This window comes from Duganella paludis (genome assembly GCF_054461335.1).
Window position 1 is genome coordinate 4,901,348 of record NZ_CM136922.1, and the last position, 17,654, is coordinate 4,919,001.

Genomic DNA, 17,654 nt, shown 5'->3' on the forward strand with positions numbered 1-17,654 from the left:
ACACCATGCAGTACACCCCCAGTCATTTCCTGTTCGAGGTCAGCGGCGGCGTCGCCACGCTGACGCTGAACCGCCCCGAGCGCAAGAACCCGCTCACCTTCGACTCCTACGCCGAACTGCGCGACCTGTTCCGCGCGCTGGCCTATGACACCGAGATCAAGGCCGTGGTGCTGACCGGCGCCGGCGACAACTTCTGCTCCGGCGGCGACGTGCACGATATCATCGGTCCGCTGACCAAGCTCGATATGCCAGGCTTGCTGGCCTTCACGCGCATGACGGGCGACCTGGTGAAAGCCATGCGCCACTGTCCGCAACCGATCATCGCGGCGGTGGACGGCGTATGCGCCGGCGCCGGCGCCATCCTCGCGCTGGCATCCGATATCCGCCTCGGCACGGCGCGCAGCAAGACCGCCTTCCTGTTCACGCGTGTGGGCCTGGCCGGTGCCGACATGGGCGCCTGCTCGCTGCTGCCGCGCGTGATCGGCCAAGGCAGGGCGGCCGAGCTGCTGTACACCGGACGTTCCATGAGCGGCACGGAGGCCGAACGCTGGGGCTTCTTCAACAGCGTGCAGGAACCGGAAGCCCTGCTGGACGCCGCGCGCGACTATGCGCAAGGCCTGGCCAACGGTCCCACCTTCGCGCACGGCATGACCAAGACGATGCTGCAGCAGGAATGGAATATGGGCGTGGACGAAGCCATCGAAGCGGAAGCGCAGGCGCAGGCCATCTGCATGGCGACGCAGGACTTCCACCGCGCCTATCACGCCTTCGTGGCCAAGCAAAAACCACAGTTCGAGGGCAACTAGATGAGCGACAAGAATTACCTGGCCTGGCCGTTCTTCGAACCGCGCCACGCGGCGCTGGAGCAGGCACTCGACGCCTGGGCTGCCGAACACGTGGCCGGCGCGCACGCGCACGACGTCGATGCCGCCTGCCGCCAACTGGTGCGCCAGTTGGGCGAGGGCGGCTGGCTGCGCCACGCCATCGGCGGCACGGCGCATGGCGGCGCCGGCGACAGCATCGACACCCGCGCCATCTGCCTGATCCGCGAAACGCTGGCGCGTCATAACGGCCTGGCCGATTTCGCCTTCGCCATGCAGGGCCTGGGCTCGGGCGCCATCAGCCTGTTCGGCAGCGAGGCCAATCGCGCCGGCTACCTGCCGCGCGTGGCGCGCGGCGAAGCGATTGCGGCCTTCGCGCTATCGGAGCCGCAGGCCGGTTCCGATGTCGCCGCCATGCAGTGCGCGGCGGTGCAGGATGGCGACCACTATGTGCTCAATGGCGAGAAGACCTGGATTTCCAACGGCGGCATCGCCGATTTCTATGTGGTGTTTGCGCGCACCGGCGAGCAGCCCGGCGCGCGCGGCATCAGCGCCTTCATCATCGATGCCGACACGCCCGGCCTGGAAATCGCCGAACGCATCAAGGTGATCGCCCCGCATCCGCTGGCGCGGCTCACGTTCACTGACTGCCGTGTGCCGGCATCCAAACGCCTGGGAGAGGCGGGGCAAGGCTTCAAGGTGGCGATGGCGACGCTGGACGTGTTCCGCACCTCGGTGGCGGCGGCGGCGCTGGGTTTTGCGCGGCGCGCGCTGGACGAAGCCCTGGCCCACGCCAAACAGCGCCAGATGTTCGGTCAGGTGCTGGCCGACTTCCAGCTGACGCAGGCCAAGCTGGCCGGCATGGCGACCGGCATCGACACTTCGGCCTTGCTGACCTACCGCGCCGCCTGGCAGCGCGACCAGGGTGAAAAAGTGACGAAAGAAGCGGCGATGGCCAAGCTGCACGCCACCGAAACCGCGCAGCAGGTGATCGACGCGGCGCTGCAGATGTTCGGCGGCCAGGGCGTGGTCAGCGGCCAGGCGGTGGAAAGCCTGTACCGCGAAATCCGCGCGCTGCGCATTTACGAAGGCGCGACCGAGGTGCAGCAGCTGATCATCGCGCGCGAACTGCTGAAGGAGACCTGATGGAGATATTGCAACCGCCGGGCTGGGCGCGTCCGCGCGGCTACTCGAACGGCGTGGCCGCCAGCGGCCGCATGGTGTGCGTCAGCGGCATGATCGGCTGGGACGGCGACGGCGTGTTCCACACCGACGATTTCGCCGGCCAGGTGCGCCAGGCGCTGCTCAACATCGTCGCCGTGCTGGCCGAGGCCAAGGCCGGCCCCGAGCACATCGTGCGCATGACCTGGTACGTGGTGGACAAGAACGAATACGTCGGCGCCTACAAGGCCATCGGCGCGGCCTACCGCGACATCATCGGCGCCCACTACCCGGCCATGACGGCGGTGCAGGTGGCGGCACTGGTGGAGGACCGGGCCAAGGTGGAGATCGAGGTGACGGCGGTGGTGCCGGTCTTGTGAAATGAAGATGTTGCAGGAGTGGACCGGCTATTTTAGCGTTGCCATTGGATTAGGCCATCATTCACCGAAATTAGAAGCGCTTGAGTAGTCCGCGCACTGGCCCAGGGGCCATGTCCAGCAACTCGCGCCATGCGTGTTGATGCAACAGGCGCAACGAAGCCGCATAGGTGACGGCGCCGAGCACGGAGAGCACCACCAATTTCAGCAGCGGCGAAGGCATGTTCAGATAGAAATCCGCAAGTAAAGTCACCGATGCCATCATCACTGTGCATACAAATGCCGGGAACTGACTGTATAACAGTGCGCTCAACCGAATGCCGAAGAAATGGCGCAATGCCAGCCAGATCGGCAGCACGGCGATGATCAGGCGAATCGTGTTGCCCCACGCCGCGCCGGTCACTCCCCATTGGCAGGCAATGATGACAACCGCCAAGCTCAGCGAGAACTCAACGATATTGAGCCACATCACCGCGCGCGACTTGCCGATGGCAATCAGCGCATTGCTCTTGAACCAAATCATCGGCATGGCCACCACACCCAACGCAAGGATTTGCATCAGTTGTACGCTGCCGTCCCATTGCGACCCGAACGCAAGGCGGATGAATTCAGGCGCGATGACTGCCGAGCCTATAAATACGGGATAGATCACCAATGCGGTGACGCGCGCAACCCGCAGGTAGGCCGCGCCCAGGCTCTTCGGATCGTTTTGCAGGCGAGAGAACAGTGGCAGCGTGACCTGGTTGATCGGCGTGAGGCCGATCTGCATCAGCAGATCCAGGCCACGCCAGGCGATCCGGAACAGGCCGACCCCTTGGGCGCCCAGCAGGCGGCCAATGACGATATCAATGATGCGTTGATTGCCGGCGCCGAGCAGCGCCGAGCCGCACAGCACCAGCCCCATGCGCATCTGTTCCACGGCTTTTTGCCGCGAATAACTCAGGGTGGGCCACCAACGCACTGCCCACCACATGATGCCGGTCAGCAGGACGGTAGCGACAATGCGCTGCACGACCAGGCTCATGGCTCCCCAGCCGGCATAGGCTGCAGCCAACGCGGCTGCGCCACTGATCAAGGCCGCCAGCAGCGTGCGGATCGCGAGTGCCTTGAAGCCGAAGGTACGTTTCAGCATAGCCTCATGCACCGTACCCACGACATTCAAGGTGCAGGCAATGGCAAGCCCGCGCATTACCGGCGCCAGGTCGGCCGAGTGGAAATAGGTTGCGGCAGCCTGCGCACCAAGCCAAATCACGGCGGTGCCCACAAGGCCGAGCGCAAGGCTGTTCCAGAATGCAGTGGATTTGTCCGTCTGGTCGAGCGTTGGGCGTTGAATCAGCACTTCGGTCAATCCGCCGCGACCGACCAGGGTGAGCAAGTCAAGAAAAACCGTGGCCAGGGCGACGACGCCGAATTCCAGTGGCGTTAACTGGCGCGCTAATACGGCAAATACCAGAAACGACACGGCTTGCGTCCCGAAGGACGCCGCGACCGACCAGACGACGCCTATGGCGGCTGTTCGTGCAAGGGATTTCTTGGGGCTATCTGGTGCGTGGTCACTCACAATAATGAAGTCCTGAAAATGCTACATCCACAGCGGCGCCGGAACTTTGCCTTTGCCTTTACGCAAACCTAAACTCGCTAGGAGGCAAAGCAAATCCACCTTGCGCTCCTTGATGAAGTTCGCGCCTGGAGGGGGTGGGGGAAACGCCTTGCGAAGGCGCGCAATGTCTCGATAACGGCCGAACTTCGCCAATCGCCGCGTGTAGATCTGCCGTTGAATTGCCAGATATTTGGCAAGCAAAACGGGCTGCGACGCACCGAGCTTTTTGAATGGCTCCGGATCGACCAGCGAAGGGTGGGGTGGATGGGCGCCAGCGTGCGCTTGCCCCAAGGCGGAATCCTCCACATGAAAGTCCACTTCTTGATGCAGCGAGAAATAGATGGGCTCGCAGATGAACATCGGTGCAAACATATAAGTGTCCTCACCGTACGTGCATCGATTTTTTTCGTAAAATCCGCCGTATTTCTCGAAGGAAGACCGGCGCACAACCATGCAGCTGGTCTGACTGGCGTCCACCCCCAATTTCACTTGCTCGGGAGTGGAGTCCTGGGGCATGGTCCAAACGCCGGACTGATTGACCAGCATCGGTATTTTGTTGGGATAGATCTGCGCGTAATCGCCCACATCGAATGAGGAGACGAAAGCCGCCACTTGAGGATTTTCCTCGAGCGCCGCCAGGGCGCGCTCCAAATGCCGTGGACGCCAGTTGTCGTCCGCATCCAGAAATGCCAAAAACGGCGCAGTGGATTCCGCTACGCCACGGTTGCGGGCACCGCCGGGACCCATGTTCGGCTGGCGAATCAAGCGCAAACGGGGATCGGAAAAAGCCTCGACGAGTTCCACGCTGTCATCCGTCCCGCCGTCGTCCACAATGATCAGTTCGAAGCGTTGTTCGGTCTGCGCCAAGACGGAGCGAATGGTGCGTTCCACGGTATTCCGCTTGTTATAAAGCGGCACGATGACTGCAAACAGCGGCTGCTCGATTTGAGCCGATTCGATCATGGGGCGACTTTCTTGGCGAGAGGTGTCACGTTTCGGATGCTAGGCATGGGCGAGGTGGGACGTGGGCGTTAAGGGGAAGTTCGTTGTGCAGTATACAAGATTTCAAATAGTGGAGCAACGAACTGTGCGGGCATGAATCAGGTGAAATAACCAAAGCGTTTGATCATCGCGTTCAACTGCACATCGTTCATATCGTTGCCGACGTTGTGATTGGCCAGCGCCGCCTTTTGCGAGCCACGCCAGTTATGGATATAGCTGGTGACCTGCACGCATCGGAAGGTTGCACCGTTCTGGCGCGCCATCCAATAAAACCAGATGTCGTCGCCGGTCGGACACAGTTCCATGTAGGCCTGGCGATCAAACACTTCCGGCGGCAGGACGCCGGGGCGATACAGCACGCCGCCCAAGCCGGTCGGGAAGTGATGCGCGCTGGCGTCGCGGCGTTGCGACTCGCTTTCCCATTGGCGATAGGGGAGCGGCAGGCCACCCGCGCCGTGCCGGATGTAGTGCATGCGATGACAGATCACTTCCTTGTCGCCGTTGGCTTTGCCGGCGTCGATCAATTCGTCGAGCCAGCTTGGCCAGTAATAAGCGTCGTCGTCCGCGATCACGATCGGCAGCGTCGGATACTTGAGCAATGCGGGAATCAATTTCTTATACGAGCGCGTGTCCTCGCAGCTGCTAATCTGCAGGCCATAGGCTGTCAGATCCTTCACCTGCTGGGGCAGTTGGCCCATATCCTTTTCCGCGATCCACAGTTCCACCCTTTTTTTCGCGTGGGCCTGCAACAGCAGTGACTGCAGCGTCAGGTGCAGGGTGGCGAAACGCGGCGGATAGGAGGTGAGCGAGATCACCACGTCGAAAGTGTCGCCAAGCGCCGCCTGCTCGGCACGCAAGGCTTGCGCCCGACTTGCCCAGCTGCGGCGTAGCGCGGCCTTCAGATAGACATCGGAGGCACGGACGTAGAGAGAAGTGAGGATGGATTTTACGCTTCGGGTCATGGGGTCTGGTTTCTTATTGCTGCGCAAATACTTTCAATTGCTGCAATTTTAACCCAGCTATGCCTGATGGCACCGTATTTCGTTGCAGTGCAATCGTGCTCTGCCCTGTGAGGCGTGTGCGGATAGTGCGGATTTTTGCTGCGCCACACCATTCCGATGCATGTTATGCGGGAGCCGCAGTCTGCGGCTGCTATTTGCAATCGTGTTGGGTTGCGCAGAAATCCCCGTTTGCAGCGGCCCAGCAAATGCAAGCGAAAAGCAGGAGTAGTAGGATAAAGGCAGCGGTGCGGGACATGGAGTTATTTAGATAATAAGTTTATTATCAGAAATAATACTCTGAGCAACTTATAGTTGCAAGCGATGTGAGATGGTCCCCCCGACTGGAATCGAACCAGTATCCCACGCTTAGGAGGCATGTGCACTATCCATTGTGCTACGGGGAGACAACGCGCGCCATTATAGCGGAGCCGTAGCCGTGCTACTAGCGTTGCTTGTTTCTACTGCAATGCACAATTGTTTTGCCGCGCCAAGGGTTGATAGCGTTACAATGCCGTTTCAATTCAACCCGCCGCTTTCGCTGGCTTGTCGCAGCGTCCGGCAGCTTCTCATATCACTATGGCAGTCATCTCTTTATCCTCGGCGCAACTTGCGTTCGGCCACGTCGCGCTGCTTGATCACGCGGAATTCTCCCTCGAAGTCGGCGAGCGCGTCGGCCTGATCGGCCGCAACGGCACCGGCAAGTCGTCGCTGCTGAAAATCATCTCGGGCAAGTTCAAGCTCGACGACGGCCTGCTGGTCATGCAGCAGAACCTGAGCATTGTTTATGTCGAGCAGGAACCGGTGTTTGATCCGGACATGAGCGTCCACGACGCGGTTGCTTCCGGTCTCGGCGAGCTGCCGGGACTGCTGAAGGAGTACGAGGCCTTGACCGGGCAGTTCGGCCAAGGCGACGACGACGCCCTGATGGAGCGCATGCACGATATCCAGGTGCAGCTCGACGCTGCCGACGCCTGGAACGTCAACAACAAGGTGGAAACCGTGTTGGACAAGCTGAACCTGCCGGGCAGCCTGCTGATGAAGGAGCTTTCGGGCGGCATGCAAAAGCGTGTGGCGCTGGCGCGCGCGCTGGTGTCGGCGCCGGACGTGTTGCTGCTCGACGAGCCGACCAACCACCTCGACTTCACCTCCATCATGTGGCTCGAAGGCCTGCTGCGCGACTTCAAGGGCAGCGTGCTGTTCATCACCCACGACCGCTCCTTCCTCGACAACGTCGCCACCCGCATCATCGAGCTCGACCGTGGCCGCCTGCTGTCGTTCCCCGGCAACTTCACCACCTACCAGGCGCGCAAGGCCGAGCTGCTGGAGAACGAAGAGGTGGAGAACGCCAAATTCGACAAGGTGCTGGCGCAGGAAGAAATCTGGATCCGCAAGGGCGTCAAGGCGCGCCGGGTGCGCGACGAGGGGCGCGTGCGCCGTCTCGAGGCGCTGCGATTGCAGCGCGCCGCGCGCCGCGAACAGCAGGGGCAGGTCAAACTGGAGGTGTCTTCCGGCGAGCGCTCGGGCAAGGTGGTGGCCGAACTGGAAAACATCAGCAAGACCTATGGCGGCCGCGCCATCGTCAGCAACTTTACCGGCACCATCCTGCGCGGCGACAAGGTGGGCCTGATCGGCGCCAACGGCGCCGGCAAGACCACCATGTTGAAGATGATCCTGGGCGAACTGGCTCCCGACAGCGGCGTGGCCAAGCTCGGCACCAAGTTGCAGGTGGCGTACTTCGACCAGATGCGTACCCAGCTCAACGAGGAGGCCAGCCTGGTCGACACCATTTCCCCCGGCAGCGATTGGGTGGAGGTCAATGGCCAGCGCAAGCATTCGATGAGTTACCTGAACGATTTCCTGTTCTCGCCCGAACGCGCGCGCTCGCCGGTCAAGTCGCTGTCCGGCGGTGAGCGCAATCGCCTGCTGCTGGCGCGCCTGTTCGCCAAGCCGGCCAATTGCCTGGTGCTGGACGAACCGACCAACGACCTCGATATCGATACGCTGGAGTTGCTGGAAGAGCTGCTGGAAGAGTACACCGGCACCGTGTTCCTGGTCAGCCACGACCGCACCTTCCTCGACAACGTGGTGACCCAGGTCATCGTCGCCGAAGGCGAGGGGCACTGGCGCGAGTTCGTTGGCGGCTACAGCGACTGGGAGCGGGTGCGCGACACCGTGGCCGCCAGCGCCAAGGCGGCGCCGGCCAAGGTCAGCGTGGCCGCGCCGGTCCCGACGCCGGCGAGCAAGGGGAAAAAACTCAGCTTCAAGGAACAGCGCGAGCTTGAGGAATTGCCTAAGCAAATTGCCGCGCTCGAGGACGAGCAGAGCGCGCTGACGCTGCAGCTGAGCGACCCCGACTTTTACAAAAAGAACGCTGCGGAAGCGCGCCGCATCAGCGCCCGCGTCGATGAAATCGAGGCGCAGCTGTTGCAGACCTTGGAGCGCTGGGAAGAGATCGAGAAACGGCACGCCAATGGTTGAACGCGCTTCGCTGGCCCGGATCCTGCCGTTCGCCCTGTACATGGGCTTCATCGTCCTGGCCGATCTGCTTGCACGTGCCGGGGTCGATGCGCAACAGATGCGCTGGCTCTATCCGGTGAAAATCGCTGCGGTGGGTGTGGCGCTGGCCTATTTTTGGCGTGACTATCAAGAGTTAACGAAATGGCCGTTTAATTGGCGGAATGTTATGATTGCCGTGTTGGCAGGGGCGGTGGTCCTGGTGCTGTGGGTGAACCTGGATGCGCGCTGGATGGTTGTCGGCGACGCCGCCGGTTTCGATCCGCGCGACGGCGACCGGCTCAACTGGGTGTTGGTGGTGACGCGCTGGTGTGGCGCGGCGCTGGTGGTGCCGGTGATGGAGGAGTTGTTCTGGCGCTCCTTCCTGATGCGTTGGCTCACCGCTGTCGATTTCCTGTCCGTGCGTCCCGCACAAGTGAAAAAATGGGCAATTGTTGTTACGGTGTTATTATTTGGTTTTGAGCACACTTTGTGGCTTGCAGGGATCGTTGCCGGACTGGTATACAGTCTGTTGTATGTGCGCAGCGGGTCGTTGTGGTCGCCGGTTCTGGCGCACGCCACGACCAATGGTCTGCTTGGCATATGGGTGGTGGCCACGGGCCAGTGGAGTTACTGGTAAATTTCATAAGAAAAATCTCCTACAGATAAGTCATCATGCTGAATTCCATGCGAGAAAATATGGGCGTGCCTTTCGCAGCGCGCCGCGGGCTGCAACTGGCCTCGGTTTTGACCCTGAGCATCGCCAGCATCTTGCCGGCGCATGCCGCGCTCAGCGATACGCTGCATCCGTTTGGCGGCATCATCTACAGCTATGACGACAATTTGCTGCGCTTGCGCGACGACGGCAGCCAAGATACCGGCGAGCGCTCGGACAAATACGTGACCAAGTACGCCGGCTTGCGGCTGGATCGCCCGGTTGGGCTGCAGCGTTTCGTCGTTACCGCGCAAGCCAGCAAGGTGGACTTCGACCGCCTGGAAGTGCTGAACTACACCGGCAAGCAAGTCAACGGCGACTGGCTGTGGGCCTTGGGTACCCACCTCAGCGGTACGCTGGGCGCTTACTACACCGAGTCGCTGCCGGCGTTCACCGATTACCACTCGACCGACCGCAATCTGCGCACCAACCGCGGCCAGAATTTTGAACTGCGCTACCGTTTCCACCCGAGCTGGCAAGTGCGCGGCGGCGTCAGTCGCAATGATTCGCGCAACGACCTGCCGTCGCAGGCCTACCTCGACCGCGACGGCAAAAGCTCGACGGTCGGTTTCGATTACCTGGCCGCGAGCGGCAGTTCGGTCGGCTTGCAGTTCGGCCGCATCGATACCGACTACCTGCAGCCGCGCCGCGTCAATGGCGTGGTGTCGACCCAGAGCTTCCGCCAGGACGAGGCCAAGCTGAAGATCTCGTGGAAGTACAGCCCGGTGACGCAAGTCGAGTTTCTCGGCGGCTGGGCGCGGCGCCGCAACGAGGTCTTCACCAGCAATGATTCCAGCGGGCTCGACGGTCGTCTCGTGGTCGACTGGTCGCCCGCCGCCACCGTCAAGCTGACCGGCAATCTGTGGCGGGAATACACACCGTTCGACGGCATCAGTACAGTGGCCTACAGCCAGGACAAGGGCGCCAGCGTGAGCGGCGTATGGTCGGTGCAGGCGCGCGTGCGCCTGAACGCCGACGCCCGCTATGTGAAGCGCGACCTGTTCCAGGCCGCCGGCGCGGCGCCGGCGCTGCGACCCGAGGATAGTTTCCGCCGCGTGTCGGCCGGCGCCAGCTATGTGTTCCACGAGAGCCTGTCGCTCAACTTGAATGCTTTCCGCGAATCGCGCTCGAGCAACTCCACATTTACCAACCGTTATCGCGCCAATGGTGCTTCGCTGACCGCCAGCGTCCAGTTTTAGACGGAACCATCCATGACATTTTCCGATATCCCGATTATTTCGTTCTTCCAGCGGGTGGTCGACCCGCTGATCGTCATGGGCACGCTTTACCTTTGCTCGCTGTTGTTTGTCCAGCGTTGTGATGGCTACGCCTTGATCCTGATGATCCTGGCGTTTTTCATCTCCTCGTCGGTCTACCAGATGATCGAACCGTACCGCAACTGGCGCGCCGGCCGCATGCTGGCCTACACCCGCGACGTGGTCACGGGCTGGATGATCACGGTGGCCATCCTGTGCTTGCTGGGCGTGGTCGCCGGCATGGGCCGCCATTTCGATCGCCGCGTGCTGCTGGCCTGGTTCATCGCCACGCCGGTGGTCATGCTGGCCAGCCATCTGGTGTCCGGCCTGTTGGGCGGGCGCCCGGCCGACAAGGGCGAGCTGCGCACGGCCATCATCGTCGGCGCCAACGACGTCGGCATGAAGTTCGCCAGCGTCATGGAGCGCAACCCCAACCTGTTCATGCGCATGGTCGGCTACTTCGACGACCGCACGGCGGACCGCCACCCGTCCAACATGGGGCATCCGGTGCTCGGCGCGATGGGCGATGTGGCCGCTTATGTGCGCGCCAATCAGATCAAAATGATTTACATTAGCCAACCGCTGTCGGCCCAGCCGCGCATCCGCAAATTACTCGAAGAGCTGCAGGACACCACGGCCTCGGTCTATTTCCTGCCGGATATTTACGTCTTCGACCTGATGCAGGCGCGCTTCGACAATGTCGGCGGCATGCCGGTGATCGCCATCTGCGAGACGCCATTTACCGGGGTCGACAGCGTGATCAAGCGCCTGAGCGACATCGTCATCGGCGCGGTGATCCAGCTGATGCTGCTGCCGATCATGTTGGTGATCGCCATCGCCGTCAAGCTGTCGTCGCCGGGGCCGGTGATCTTCCGCCAGCGCCGCTACGGCCTGTACGGGGAGGAGATCATTGTGTACAAGTTCCGTTCGATGCGGGTCACGGAAGATGGCGCCAAGGTCACCCAGGCCACCAAGAACGACGCCCGGGTCACGCCGATCGGCGCCTTCCTGCGCCGTAGCTCGCTGGACGAGCTGCCGCAGTTCATCAACGTCCTGCAAGGCCGGATGAGCATCGTTGGTCCGCGCCCGCACGCGGTGGCGCACAATGAGCAGTACCGCAAGCTGATCAAAGGTTATATGCTGCGCCACAAGGTCAAGCCCGGCATCACGGGCTGGGCGCAGGTGAACGGCATGCGCGGGGAGACCGAGACGCTCGACAAGATGGAAGCGCGCATCCGGTACGATCTCGACTACGTGCGCAAATGGTCGCTGTGGCTCGATCTGTGGATTATCTTCCGTACAGTGGCCGTGGTTCTCAAGCGCGAGAACGCGCACTGAAGCGTTGTCGTTTTTTGGTGTCCTTAAGGTGTTTATAATTTGCAAGTTTGACAATCAACGTTGTGTCTTGCATACTCGTTCATGGTCTGGCCGCGCAGGCTTTAACTCTTACTAATGATGGAAACAATGAATATCGTGCATAAAAAAATGGCGGTGCGTGCAGGTAGCCTGGTGCTGGCGGTGGTGTCCGCTGCGGTGTTGAGTGCTTGCGGCGGCGAGAAGGGTAGCCCGAAAAGCGGTCAGGCCCTGGCCCGCGTTGACGGCGAGGAAATCACGGTGTCGCAGCTGAACGAAGAGCTGCAGCGCGCCGGCGTGCAGCCGGCCCAGCAAGAGACCGCCAGCAAGCAGGTGCTGAGCAGCCTGGTGGATCGTCAGCTGTTGCTGAACGCCGCCGGCAAAGAAAAGCTCGAGCGCGATCCCAAGGTGGTGCAGGCGATCGAGCGCGCCAAGGCGCAGATCATCGCGCAGGCTTACCTGCAGAAGCGCGTCGGCGCGCCGACGCCGCCGAGCGCCGCCGCCGTCAGCGCGTATTTCGAGAAGAACCCGCAGTTCTTCGCGCAGCGCAAGCAGTTCGACATGCGCCAGTTGGTGCTGCCGACGGCCGAGCTGAACGACAAGGCCAAGGAAACCATCGACAAGGCCACGTCGCTTGAGCAGGTTGCCGCCTGGTTCGACGCCAACGGCGTCAAGTACGCGCGCGGCCAGATCAGCCGCAGCAGCTCGGACCTGCCGCCGGAGCTGAGCGCGCGCCTGCTGGCCATGAAGCCGGGGCAGCTCTTCATCGTCCGCGAAGGCGAACGCAGCGTGTTGAGCCAGGTCGTCGACGTCAAGGACGCGCCGGTCACGCTGGCGCAGGCCACGCCGCAGATTCAGCAGTTCTTGACCAATCAGCAGACCAAGCAGGTGGCCGAAGCCGAACTGGCGAAATTGCGCGGACTGGCCAAGATCGACTATCTCAATCCCGCCATGACGCCGGGCGCCAAGACGCCGGCGCCGGCCGCCCCTGCGGCCTCGGCGCCAGCGCAGGCGACCGATTCGACCGCGCGTGGCGTGGCCGGGCTGAAGTAATGCAGCGCTTTTCCTTTTTATAATAATATTGAAAGAATGCTATGATGAAACGACTCTTGCTGGGTTTGGTGGTCGCGGTGACTGCGGTATTCGGTGGCCACGCCGCCGCCGCCGATGTGGTGCTGGGCGCGGGGGACGTGGTCCGGGTCAGCGTCTATAACAATCCTGACCTGACGGTCGAGACCAAAATTGCCGAAGGCGGCAATATCAGCTTCCCGCTGCTCGGCCAGGTGAACGTCGACGGCCTGACCGTGCCCGACGCGGAGCGCAAGATTGCGGGTTTGTTGGAAAGCAAGAAGATCGTCAAGCAGCCGCAGGTCAACATCCTGGTCAGCCTGGTACAGAGCCAGCAGGTGTCGGTGCTGGGCCAGGTGCTGCGTCCGGGCCGCTATCCGCTCGAAGCGCGCCGCACCATCCTGGACCTGCTGGCCCAGGCCGGCGGCATCTTGCCTGAAGGCGGCGACAGCATCTCGGTGATCCGCAAGCGCAACGGCCAGACCACCAAGGAAACGGTCGACGTGGTGGAGATGATGCGCACCGGCGACCTGTCGCGCAATTACGAGCTCAGCGGCAGCGACGTGCTGTACATCGAACGCGCTCCGCGCTTCTACATCTACGGCGAAGTGCAGCGTGCCGGCGCCTTCAAGCTCGAGCGTGGCATGACCGTGCTGCAGGCGCTCTCGACCGGCGGCGGCCTGACCGCCCGCGGCACCGAGCGCGGCATCCGCATCAAGCGCCGCGACGCCAATGGCCAGCTGCAGGTGCTCGACGCCAAGCACGACGACCTGGTGCAGGTCGACGACGTGGTCTACGTCAAGGAAAGCCTGTTTTAACTTCGTCCCGGCCGCGCAAGGCGGCCGGTAAATTTAGTACTACAACGTGAGCATTGGCCATGAATTTTTCTCAATTTCTAATGATACTGCGGGCACGCAAAGTCGTGCTGCTGTCGGTGGCGATCTCCACGATCGTACTGGTGCTGGTCGGCAGCCTGCTGTGGCCCAAGTCATACAAGGCGACCGCCACGGTTGTGCTGAACTACAAAGGTCTCGATCCGGTCACCGGCCAGCCGTCGGCCGGTTCCATGATGCCGGGCTTCATCGCCACCCAGATCGACATCATCGGCAGCAAGAACGTCGCCCTGCGCGTGGTCGATGCGCTCAAGCTGGCGCAGGCGCCGGCGGTGGTCGAGCAGTTCCGCGACGCCACCGAAGGCCGCGGCGATATCCGCGACTGGCTGGCCGATCTGCTGTTGCGCAAGCTCGACATCACGCCGTCGCGCGAAAGCAGCGTGATCGAGATCAGCTTCCGCGGTTCCGACCCCGACTTCGTGGCCGCGATCGCCAACGCCTTCGCCCACGAGTACCAGAACGCCAACGTGGCGCTCAAGGTTGATCCGTCGCGCAAGGCCAGCTCGTATTTCGCGGTGCAGATCAAGCAGCTGCGCGACAACTATGAGGCGGCGCAAAGCCGTCTGTCGAAGTACCAGCAGGAGCACGGCCTGGTGAGCGTGGACAACCGTCTCGACGTCGAGTCCAACCGCCTCAACGACCTGTCGTCGCAGCTGGTGGCGGCCCAGGGCGCCCTGATGGAAGCGAACTCGCGCGACCGCATGGTGCGCAGCGGCGGCGAATCCCCGGATGTAGCTGGTAACCCGCTGATCTTGAACCTGAAAACCCAGGTATCCTCGGCCGAGGCGAAGTTCGCCGAAGTGTCGTCGCGCCTGGCTCAGAACCACCCGCTGTACCAGAGCAGCAAGGCCGAACTGGACAAGCTGCGCTCGGAATTGGCCGCCCAGTCCGGCCTGGCCGGCAGCTCGGTGGGCAACAACGCCCAGATCCTGCAACAGCGCGAAGCCTCGATCCGCGCCGCCCTGCAGGAGCAGAAGACCCGTCTGCTGGAACTCAATCGTACCCGCGATGAACTCGGCGTGCTGCAGCGCGATGTGGAAAGTGCCCAACGCGCGCTCGACGCCACCGCGCTGCGCCTGTCGCAGACCAGCATCGAAGGCGCCTACGAGCAGTCGGAAGTGTCGCTGCTGAATCCGGCCGTGTCGCCGCTGTACCCGGCCACTCCGATCGTGTGGCTCAATACGCTGGTGGCCGCGCTGGTTGGCACCATGCTGGGTGTGATCCTGACGCTGGTGCTGGAGATGTTCGACCGCCGCGTGCGTTCGGAACACGACCTGGTGGAGTTGGCGCAGCTGCCGGTACTGGGCAGCATCGACTGGAACGGTTCCACCGTGCGCCGCTCGAAGCGCCGTCTGGGCTCCCGGGCTGCCTCGCGCGCGTTGCAGCTGAACTAAAATATGGAAAACATGATGACACAACCAGCGATCGTTAATACTGAAGCGGGCGAGAACGCCCCGCGCCGTGAATCGAGCATCGGCGGCCTGCTGCTCGACTCCGGCAAAATCACGCCGGAGAACGCCGAGCGCGTGTTGCGCATGCAGAAGGAGCTGGGCATACGCTTCGGCGAAGCTGCCATGCGTCTGGGCCTGATCACCGAAGCCGACATTCAGCAAATCCTGGCGCGCCAGTTCGACTATCCGTACCTGCAGGTCGGCGAGGGCGGCTACTCGCCGCACCTGAAGGCGGCCTACGAGCCGTTCAGCGCCCAGGTCGAATCGTTGCGCGCGGTGCGCAGCCAGCTGATGCTGAGCTGGTTTACGCGCGGTCACAGCGCTCTGCTGGTGGCGGCGGTGGACAGCGGCGACGGCGCCAGCCTGTTGGCGGCCAACCTGGCGGTGGTGTTCTCCCAGTTGGGCGAGCGCACGCTGCTGGTCGACGCCAACATGCGCGCGCCGAGCCAGCACGAGATTTTCGCGCTCAAGGGACGCGCCGGCCTGTCCGACGTGCTGGCCGGGCGTGCCGATCTGGAGGCGGTGGCCAAGATCGAGCATTTCCTGTCGCTGTCGGTGCTGCCGGCCGGCACCGTGCCGCCGAACCCGCAGGAGATGCTCAACCGCTCCGCCTTCGGCGCCCTCAACACGCGCCTGGAATCGCTGTACGACGTGGTGCTGTACGATGCGCCGGCCTGGGCCCTCGGCGCCGATCCGCTGGCCGTGGCCATGCGTGCCAAAGGCGTGCTGCTGGTGGCCCGCAAGGACAAGACACGGCTCGATGACTTGAACGCAATGGCCGACAAGGTCACGCAAAGCGGCGCGGTGGTGATCGGCACCGTATTGGTTGATTTCTAAGGTGGAAACGATGCGTGCGATCGCCCCCGACGTGCCGCAGGCCGGCGCCGGCTGGCGCCCTATGGCGGGCGCCATGGTTGTGCTGCTGGGCCTGCTCGCGGCCTATGTGCCCAGCTTCATCGACCTGTTCCAGGGCGTCTGGAGTACCGACCGCAACGCCCACGGCCCGATTGTGCTGGCCGTGGCCTTGTGGCTATTGTGGTACCGCGCCAAGAGCGTCGCCGTCGAGGCGGTGCCGGTGCGGCCGGCGCCGCTGGCCGGCTACACCGTGCTGGTGATCGGCCTGCTGCTGTTCATCGTGGGCCGCTCGCAATCGGTGCTGATCTTTGAGGTCGGCTCGCTGATGCCGGTACTGCTGGGGCTAACCTTGCTGTTTTTCGGCGGCGCCGTGGCCCGCCATCTATGGTTCGCCTTTTTCTTCCTGTGCTTTATGGTGCCGCTGCCCGGTTCGCTGGTCGACGCCGTCACACAGCCGCTCAAAGTGGCGGTGTCCTACTCGGCCGAAGAACTGCTGTACCTGCTCGGCTACCCGGTTTCGCGCGCCGGCGTCATCATCAATATCGGACCCTACCAGTTGCTGGTGGCGGATGCCTGCTCGGGCTTGAACTCCTTGTTCACGCTCGAAGCGCTGGGCCTGCTGTACCTGAACGTGATGCGCCATGAGTCGGCGTTCCGCAACATCATGCTGGCGTTGCTGATCGTGCCGATTTCGTTCGCCTCGAACGTCACCCGCGTCATCGTGTTGGCGCTGATCACCTTCCACCTCGGCGACGAGGCGGGGCAGGGCTTCTTGCACGGTTTCTCCGGCATGGTGCTGTTCCTGTGCGGCCTGATGCTGATCATCGGCATGGATACCATGCTGCGCACCATCTCCACCACCTGGGGCCGCTGGCGCGGCCGTGCTGTTGCCAAGGAGGGCAAATGAAATTCCAACTTCCCGTGTTGGCGCTCAAGACCAGCGTGGTCGCTGCGGCGCTGTTGGTGGCCGCCGGTGTTGGCGCGGTGGTAGCGCGCCCGACCCTGATCAGCGTGCAGAATCCGCCCGATCTCGAGACCACGGTACCCAAGTCCTTCGGTGACTGGCGCCTGGTGCCGACTGTGGGCGCCCAGGTCAGCACCTCGACTGGCGAACCGAATATCGACCAGCCGTATGACCAGACCGTGATGCGCACCTATTCCAACAGCAAGGGCGAAGTGGTCATGCTGGCGTTGGCCTGGGGGCACAAGCAACAGCAGGAAGTGAAGGTGCACCGGCCGGACCTGTGCTACGTGGCCCAAGGCTACAAAGTCAACAGTCTGGCGCCGGCGGTGTTCCCGCTCAGCGGTCCGAGCGGCGCTGCGGCCACCGGCAAGCACATGGTGGCGACCTCGGGGCGGAATATCGAAGCGGTCAGCTACTGGATCCGCATCGGTTCGCTTTACAGCGAAAACGCCATGGAAACGCGGATGCGCATCCTCAAGGACGGCTTCAACGGCACCATCCCGGACGGCATCCTGGTGCGGGCCTCGCAGTCGGTGCGCGATCCGCAGGAGGTTCAGCAAGCGTGGCCGGTGCTGGACCGCTTTCTGGTCGAGCTGAGTCAGGCCGTGCCGCCGAAGACGCGGGAAATGCTGCTCAGATAATAA

At 62.7% G+C, this 17,654-nt stretch carries 16 protein-coding genes and 1 tRNA gene; 13 read left to right on the top strand and 4 right to left on the bottom strand.

The window, feature by feature from the left end; translation table 11 throughout:
* The first annotated feature begins 5 nt into the window (after window positions 1-5).
* From ACXZ1M_RS21620 to ACXZ1M_RS21630, 3 genes are read left to right on the top strand one after another with little or no spacing between them, the layout of a single operon-like run.
* On the top strand, window positions 6-806 hold the full coding sequence (locus ACXZ1M_RS21620; protein ID WP_459049686.1) for an enoyl-CoA hydratase family protein: 801 nt from the start codon (window positions 6-8) through the stop codon (window positions 804-806).
* On the top strand, window positions 807-1,967 hold the full coding sequence (locus ACXZ1M_RS21625; protein WP_459049687.1) for an acyl-CoA dehydrogenase family protein: 1,161 nt from the start codon (window positions 807-809) through the stop codon (window positions 1,965-1,967).
* Window positions 1,967-2,362: a RidA family protein gene (locus tag ACXZ1M_RS21630; RefSeq protein WP_459049688.1), complete on the top strand. Its 396-nt coding sequence runs from the start codon at window positions 1,967-1,969 to the stop codon at window positions 2,360-2,362. Before ACXZ1M_RS21625 ends, ACXZ1M_RS21630 begins: the two co-directional genes overlap by 1 nt.
* 70 nt (window positions 2,363-2,432) lie before the next feature.
* Here the strand turns inward: ACXZ1M_RS21630 and ACXZ1M_RS21635 are convergent, their stop codons facing one another.
* The 4 genes from ACXZ1M_RS21635 to ACXZ1M_RS21650 form a co-directional block, all read right to left on the bottom strand.
* Window positions 2,433-3,920, bottom strand: a complete 1,488-nt coding sequence (locus tag ACXZ1M_RS21635; RefSeq protein WP_459049689.1) for a lipopolysaccharide biosynthesis protein — start codon at window positions 3,918-3,920, stop codon at window positions 2,433-2,435.
* A 21-nt stretch (window positions 3,921-3,941) separates the two neighbouring features.
* Window positions 3,942-4,922 (bottom strand): glycosyltransferase family 2 protein, encoded by a 981-nt coding sequence (locus tag ACXZ1M_RS21640; protein WP_459049690.1) that lies wholly within the window; start codon window positions 4,920-4,922, stop codon window positions 3,942-3,944.
* Window positions 4,923-5,059: 137 nt separating this feature from the next.
* On the bottom strand, window positions 5,060-5,923 hold the full coding sequence (locus ACXZ1M_RS21645; protein WP_459049691.1) for a hypothetical protein: 864 nt from the start codon (window positions 5,921-5,923) through the stop codon (window positions 5,060-5,062).
* Between the two features lie 368 nt (window positions 5,924-6,291).
* Window positions 6,292-6,366 (bottom strand) — tRNA-Arg (locus tag ACXZ1M_RS21650).
* Between the two features lie 172 nt (window positions 6,367-6,538).
* On the opposite strand from ACXZ1M_RS21650, the gene ACXZ1M_RS21655 reads away from it, so the two are divergent.
* The 10 genes from ACXZ1M_RS21655 (at window position 6,539) to ACXZ1M_RS21700 (ending at window position 17,651) form a co-directional block, all read left to right on the top strand.
* The gene (locus ACXZ1M_RS21655) at window positions 6,539-8,440 is read left to right on the top strand and encodes an ATP-binding cassette domain-containing protein (RefSeq protein ID WP_459049692.1); all 1,902 of its coding nucleotides are present in this window, start codon (window positions 6,539-6,541) and stop codon (window positions 8,438-8,440) included.
* The gene (locus ACXZ1M_RS21660) at window positions 8,433-9,095 is read left to right on the top strand and encodes a CAAX prenyl protease-related protein (RefSeq protein WP_459049693.1); all 663 of its coding nucleotides are present in this window, start codon (window positions 8,433-8,435) and stop codon (window positions 9,093-9,095) included. The genes ACXZ1M_RS21655 and ACXZ1M_RS21660 overlap by 8 nt, the downstream gene beginning before the upstream one ends.
* A gap of 47 nt (window positions 9,096-9,142) precedes the next feature.
* Window positions 9,143-10,369 carry an XrtB/PEP-CTERM-associated polysaccharide biosynthesis outer membrane protein EpsL gene (gene epsL, locus ACXZ1M_RS21665; protein ID WP_459049694.1) on the top strand — a complete coding sequence of 409 codons (1,227 nt, stop codon included), beginning with the start codon at window positions 9,143-9,145 and terminating at the stop codon, window positions 10,367-10,369.
* A gap of 12 nt (window positions 10,370-10,381) precedes the next feature.
* The gene (locus ACXZ1M_RS21670; protein WP_459049695.1) at window positions 10,382-11,764 is read left to right on the top strand and encodes an undecaprenyl-phosphate glucose phosphotransferase; all 1,383 of its coding nucleotides are present in this window, start codon (window positions 10,382-10,384) and stop codon (window positions 11,762-11,764) included.
* Window positions 11,765-11,890: 126 nt separating this feature from the next.
* A complete protein-coding gene (locus ACXZ1M_RS21675; RefSeq protein ID WP_459049696.1) occupies window positions 11,891-12,832 on the top strand; it encodes an EpsD family peptidyl-prolyl cis-trans isomerase in 942 nt (313 codons plus the stop codon).
* 44 nt (window positions 12,833-12,876) lie between these two features.
* Complete coding sequence (gene epsE, locus ACXZ1M_RS21680; RefSeq protein WP_459054060.1) at window positions 12,877-13,665, top strand: polysaccharide export protein EpsE; 789 nt, start codon at window positions 12,877-12,879, stop codon at window positions 13,663-13,665.
* Window positions 13,666-13,724: 59 nt separating this feature from the next.
* The gene (epsF, locus tag ACXZ1M_RS21685; protein WP_459049697.1) at window positions 13,725-15,134 is read left to right on the top strand and encodes a chain length determinant protein EpsF; all 1,410 of its coding nucleotides are present in this window, start codon (window positions 13,725-13,727) and stop codon (window positions 15,132-15,134) included.
* 15 nt (window positions 15,135-15,149) lie between these two features.
* Window positions 15,150-16,028 carry a chain length determinant protein tyrosine kinase EpsG gene (gene epsG, locus ACXZ1M_RS21690; protein WP_459054061.1) on the top strand — a complete coding sequence of 293 codons (879 nt, stop codon included), beginning with the start codon at window positions 15,150-15,152 and terminating at the stop codon, window positions 16,026-16,028.
* Between the two features lie 10 nt (window positions 16,029-16,038).
* Window positions 16,039-16,953, top strand: a complete 915-nt coding sequence (xrtB, locus tag ACXZ1M_RS21695; RefSeq protein WP_459049698.1) for an exosortase B — start codon at window positions 16,039-16,041, stop codon at window positions 16,951-16,953.
* Window positions 16,950-17,651, top strand: a complete 702-nt coding sequence (locus ACXZ1M_RS21700) for an exosortase C-terminal domain/associated protein EpsI (RefSeq protein WP_459049699.1) — start codon at window positions 16,950-16,952, stop codon at window positions 17,649-17,651. Before xrtB ends, ACXZ1M_RS21700 begins: the two co-directional genes overlap by 4 nt.
* Window positions 17,652-17,654: the final 3 nt, after the last annotated feature.

Excerpts from the sequence above, each read along its gene's own strand:
- ACXZ1M_RS21620 (WP_459049686.1), top strand. The coding sequence starts at position 6 with ATGCAGTACACCCCCAGTCATTTCCTGTTCGAGGTCAGCGGCGGCGTC.
- ACXZ1M_RS21675 (WP_459049696.1), top strand. The coding sequence starts at position 11,891 with ATGAATATCGTGCATAAAAAAATGGCGGTGCGTGCAGGTAGCCTGGTG.
- ACXZ1M_RS21640 (WP_459049690.1), bottom strand. The coding sequence starts at position 4,922 with ATGATCGAATCGGCTCAAATCGAGCAGCCGCTGTTTGCAGTCATCGTG.
- ACXZ1M_RS21660 (WP_459049693.1), top strand. The coding sequence starts at position 8,433 with ATGGTTGAACGCGCTTCGCTGGCCCGGATCCTGCCGTTCGCCCTGTAC.
- ACXZ1M_RS21670 (WP_459049695.1), top strand. The coding sequence starts at position 10,382 with ATGACATTTTCCGATATCCCGATTATTTCGTTCTTCCAGCGGGTGGTC.
- ACXZ1M_RS21655 (WP_459049692.1), top strand. The coding sequence starts at position 6,539 with ATGGCAGTCATCTCTTTATCCTCGGCGCAACTTGCGTTCGGCCACGTC.
- epsL (WP_459049694.1), top strand. The coding sequence starts at position 9,143 with ATGCGAGAAAATATGGGCGTGCCTTTCGCAGCGCGCCGCGGGCTGCAA.
- ACXZ1M_RS21625 (WP_459049687.1), top strand. The coding sequence starts at position 807 with ATGAGCGACAAGAATTACCTGGCCTGGCCGTTCTTCGAACCGCGCCAC.
- xrtB (WP_459049698.1), top strand. The coding sequence starts at position 16,039 with ATGCGTGCGATCGCCCCCGACGTGCCGCAGGCCGGCGCCGGCTGGCGC.
- epsF (WP_459049697.1), top strand. The coding sequence starts at position 13,725 with ATGAATTTTTCTCAATTTCTAATGATACTGCGGGCACGCAAAGTCGTG.
- epsE (WP_459054060.1), top strand. The coding sequence starts at position 12,877 with ATGAAACGACTCTTGCTGGGTTTGGTGGTCGCGGTGACTGCGGTATTC.
- ACXZ1M_RS21700 (WP_459049699.1), top strand. The coding sequence starts at position 16,950 with ATGAAATTCCAACTTCCCGTGTTGGCGCTCAAGACCAGCGTGGTCGCT.
- epsG (WP_459054061.1), top strand. The coding sequence starts at position 15,150 with ATGACACAACCAGCGATCGTTAATACTGAAGCGGGCGAGAACGCCCCG.
- ACXZ1M_RS21645 (WP_459049691.1), bottom strand. The coding sequence starts at position 5,923 with ATGACCCGAAGCGTAAAATCCATCCTCACTTCTCTCTACGTCCGTGCC.
- ACXZ1M_RS21630 (WP_459049688.1), top strand. The coding sequence starts at position 1,967 with ATGGAGATATTGCAACCGCCGGGCTGGGCGCGTCCGCGCGGCTACTCG.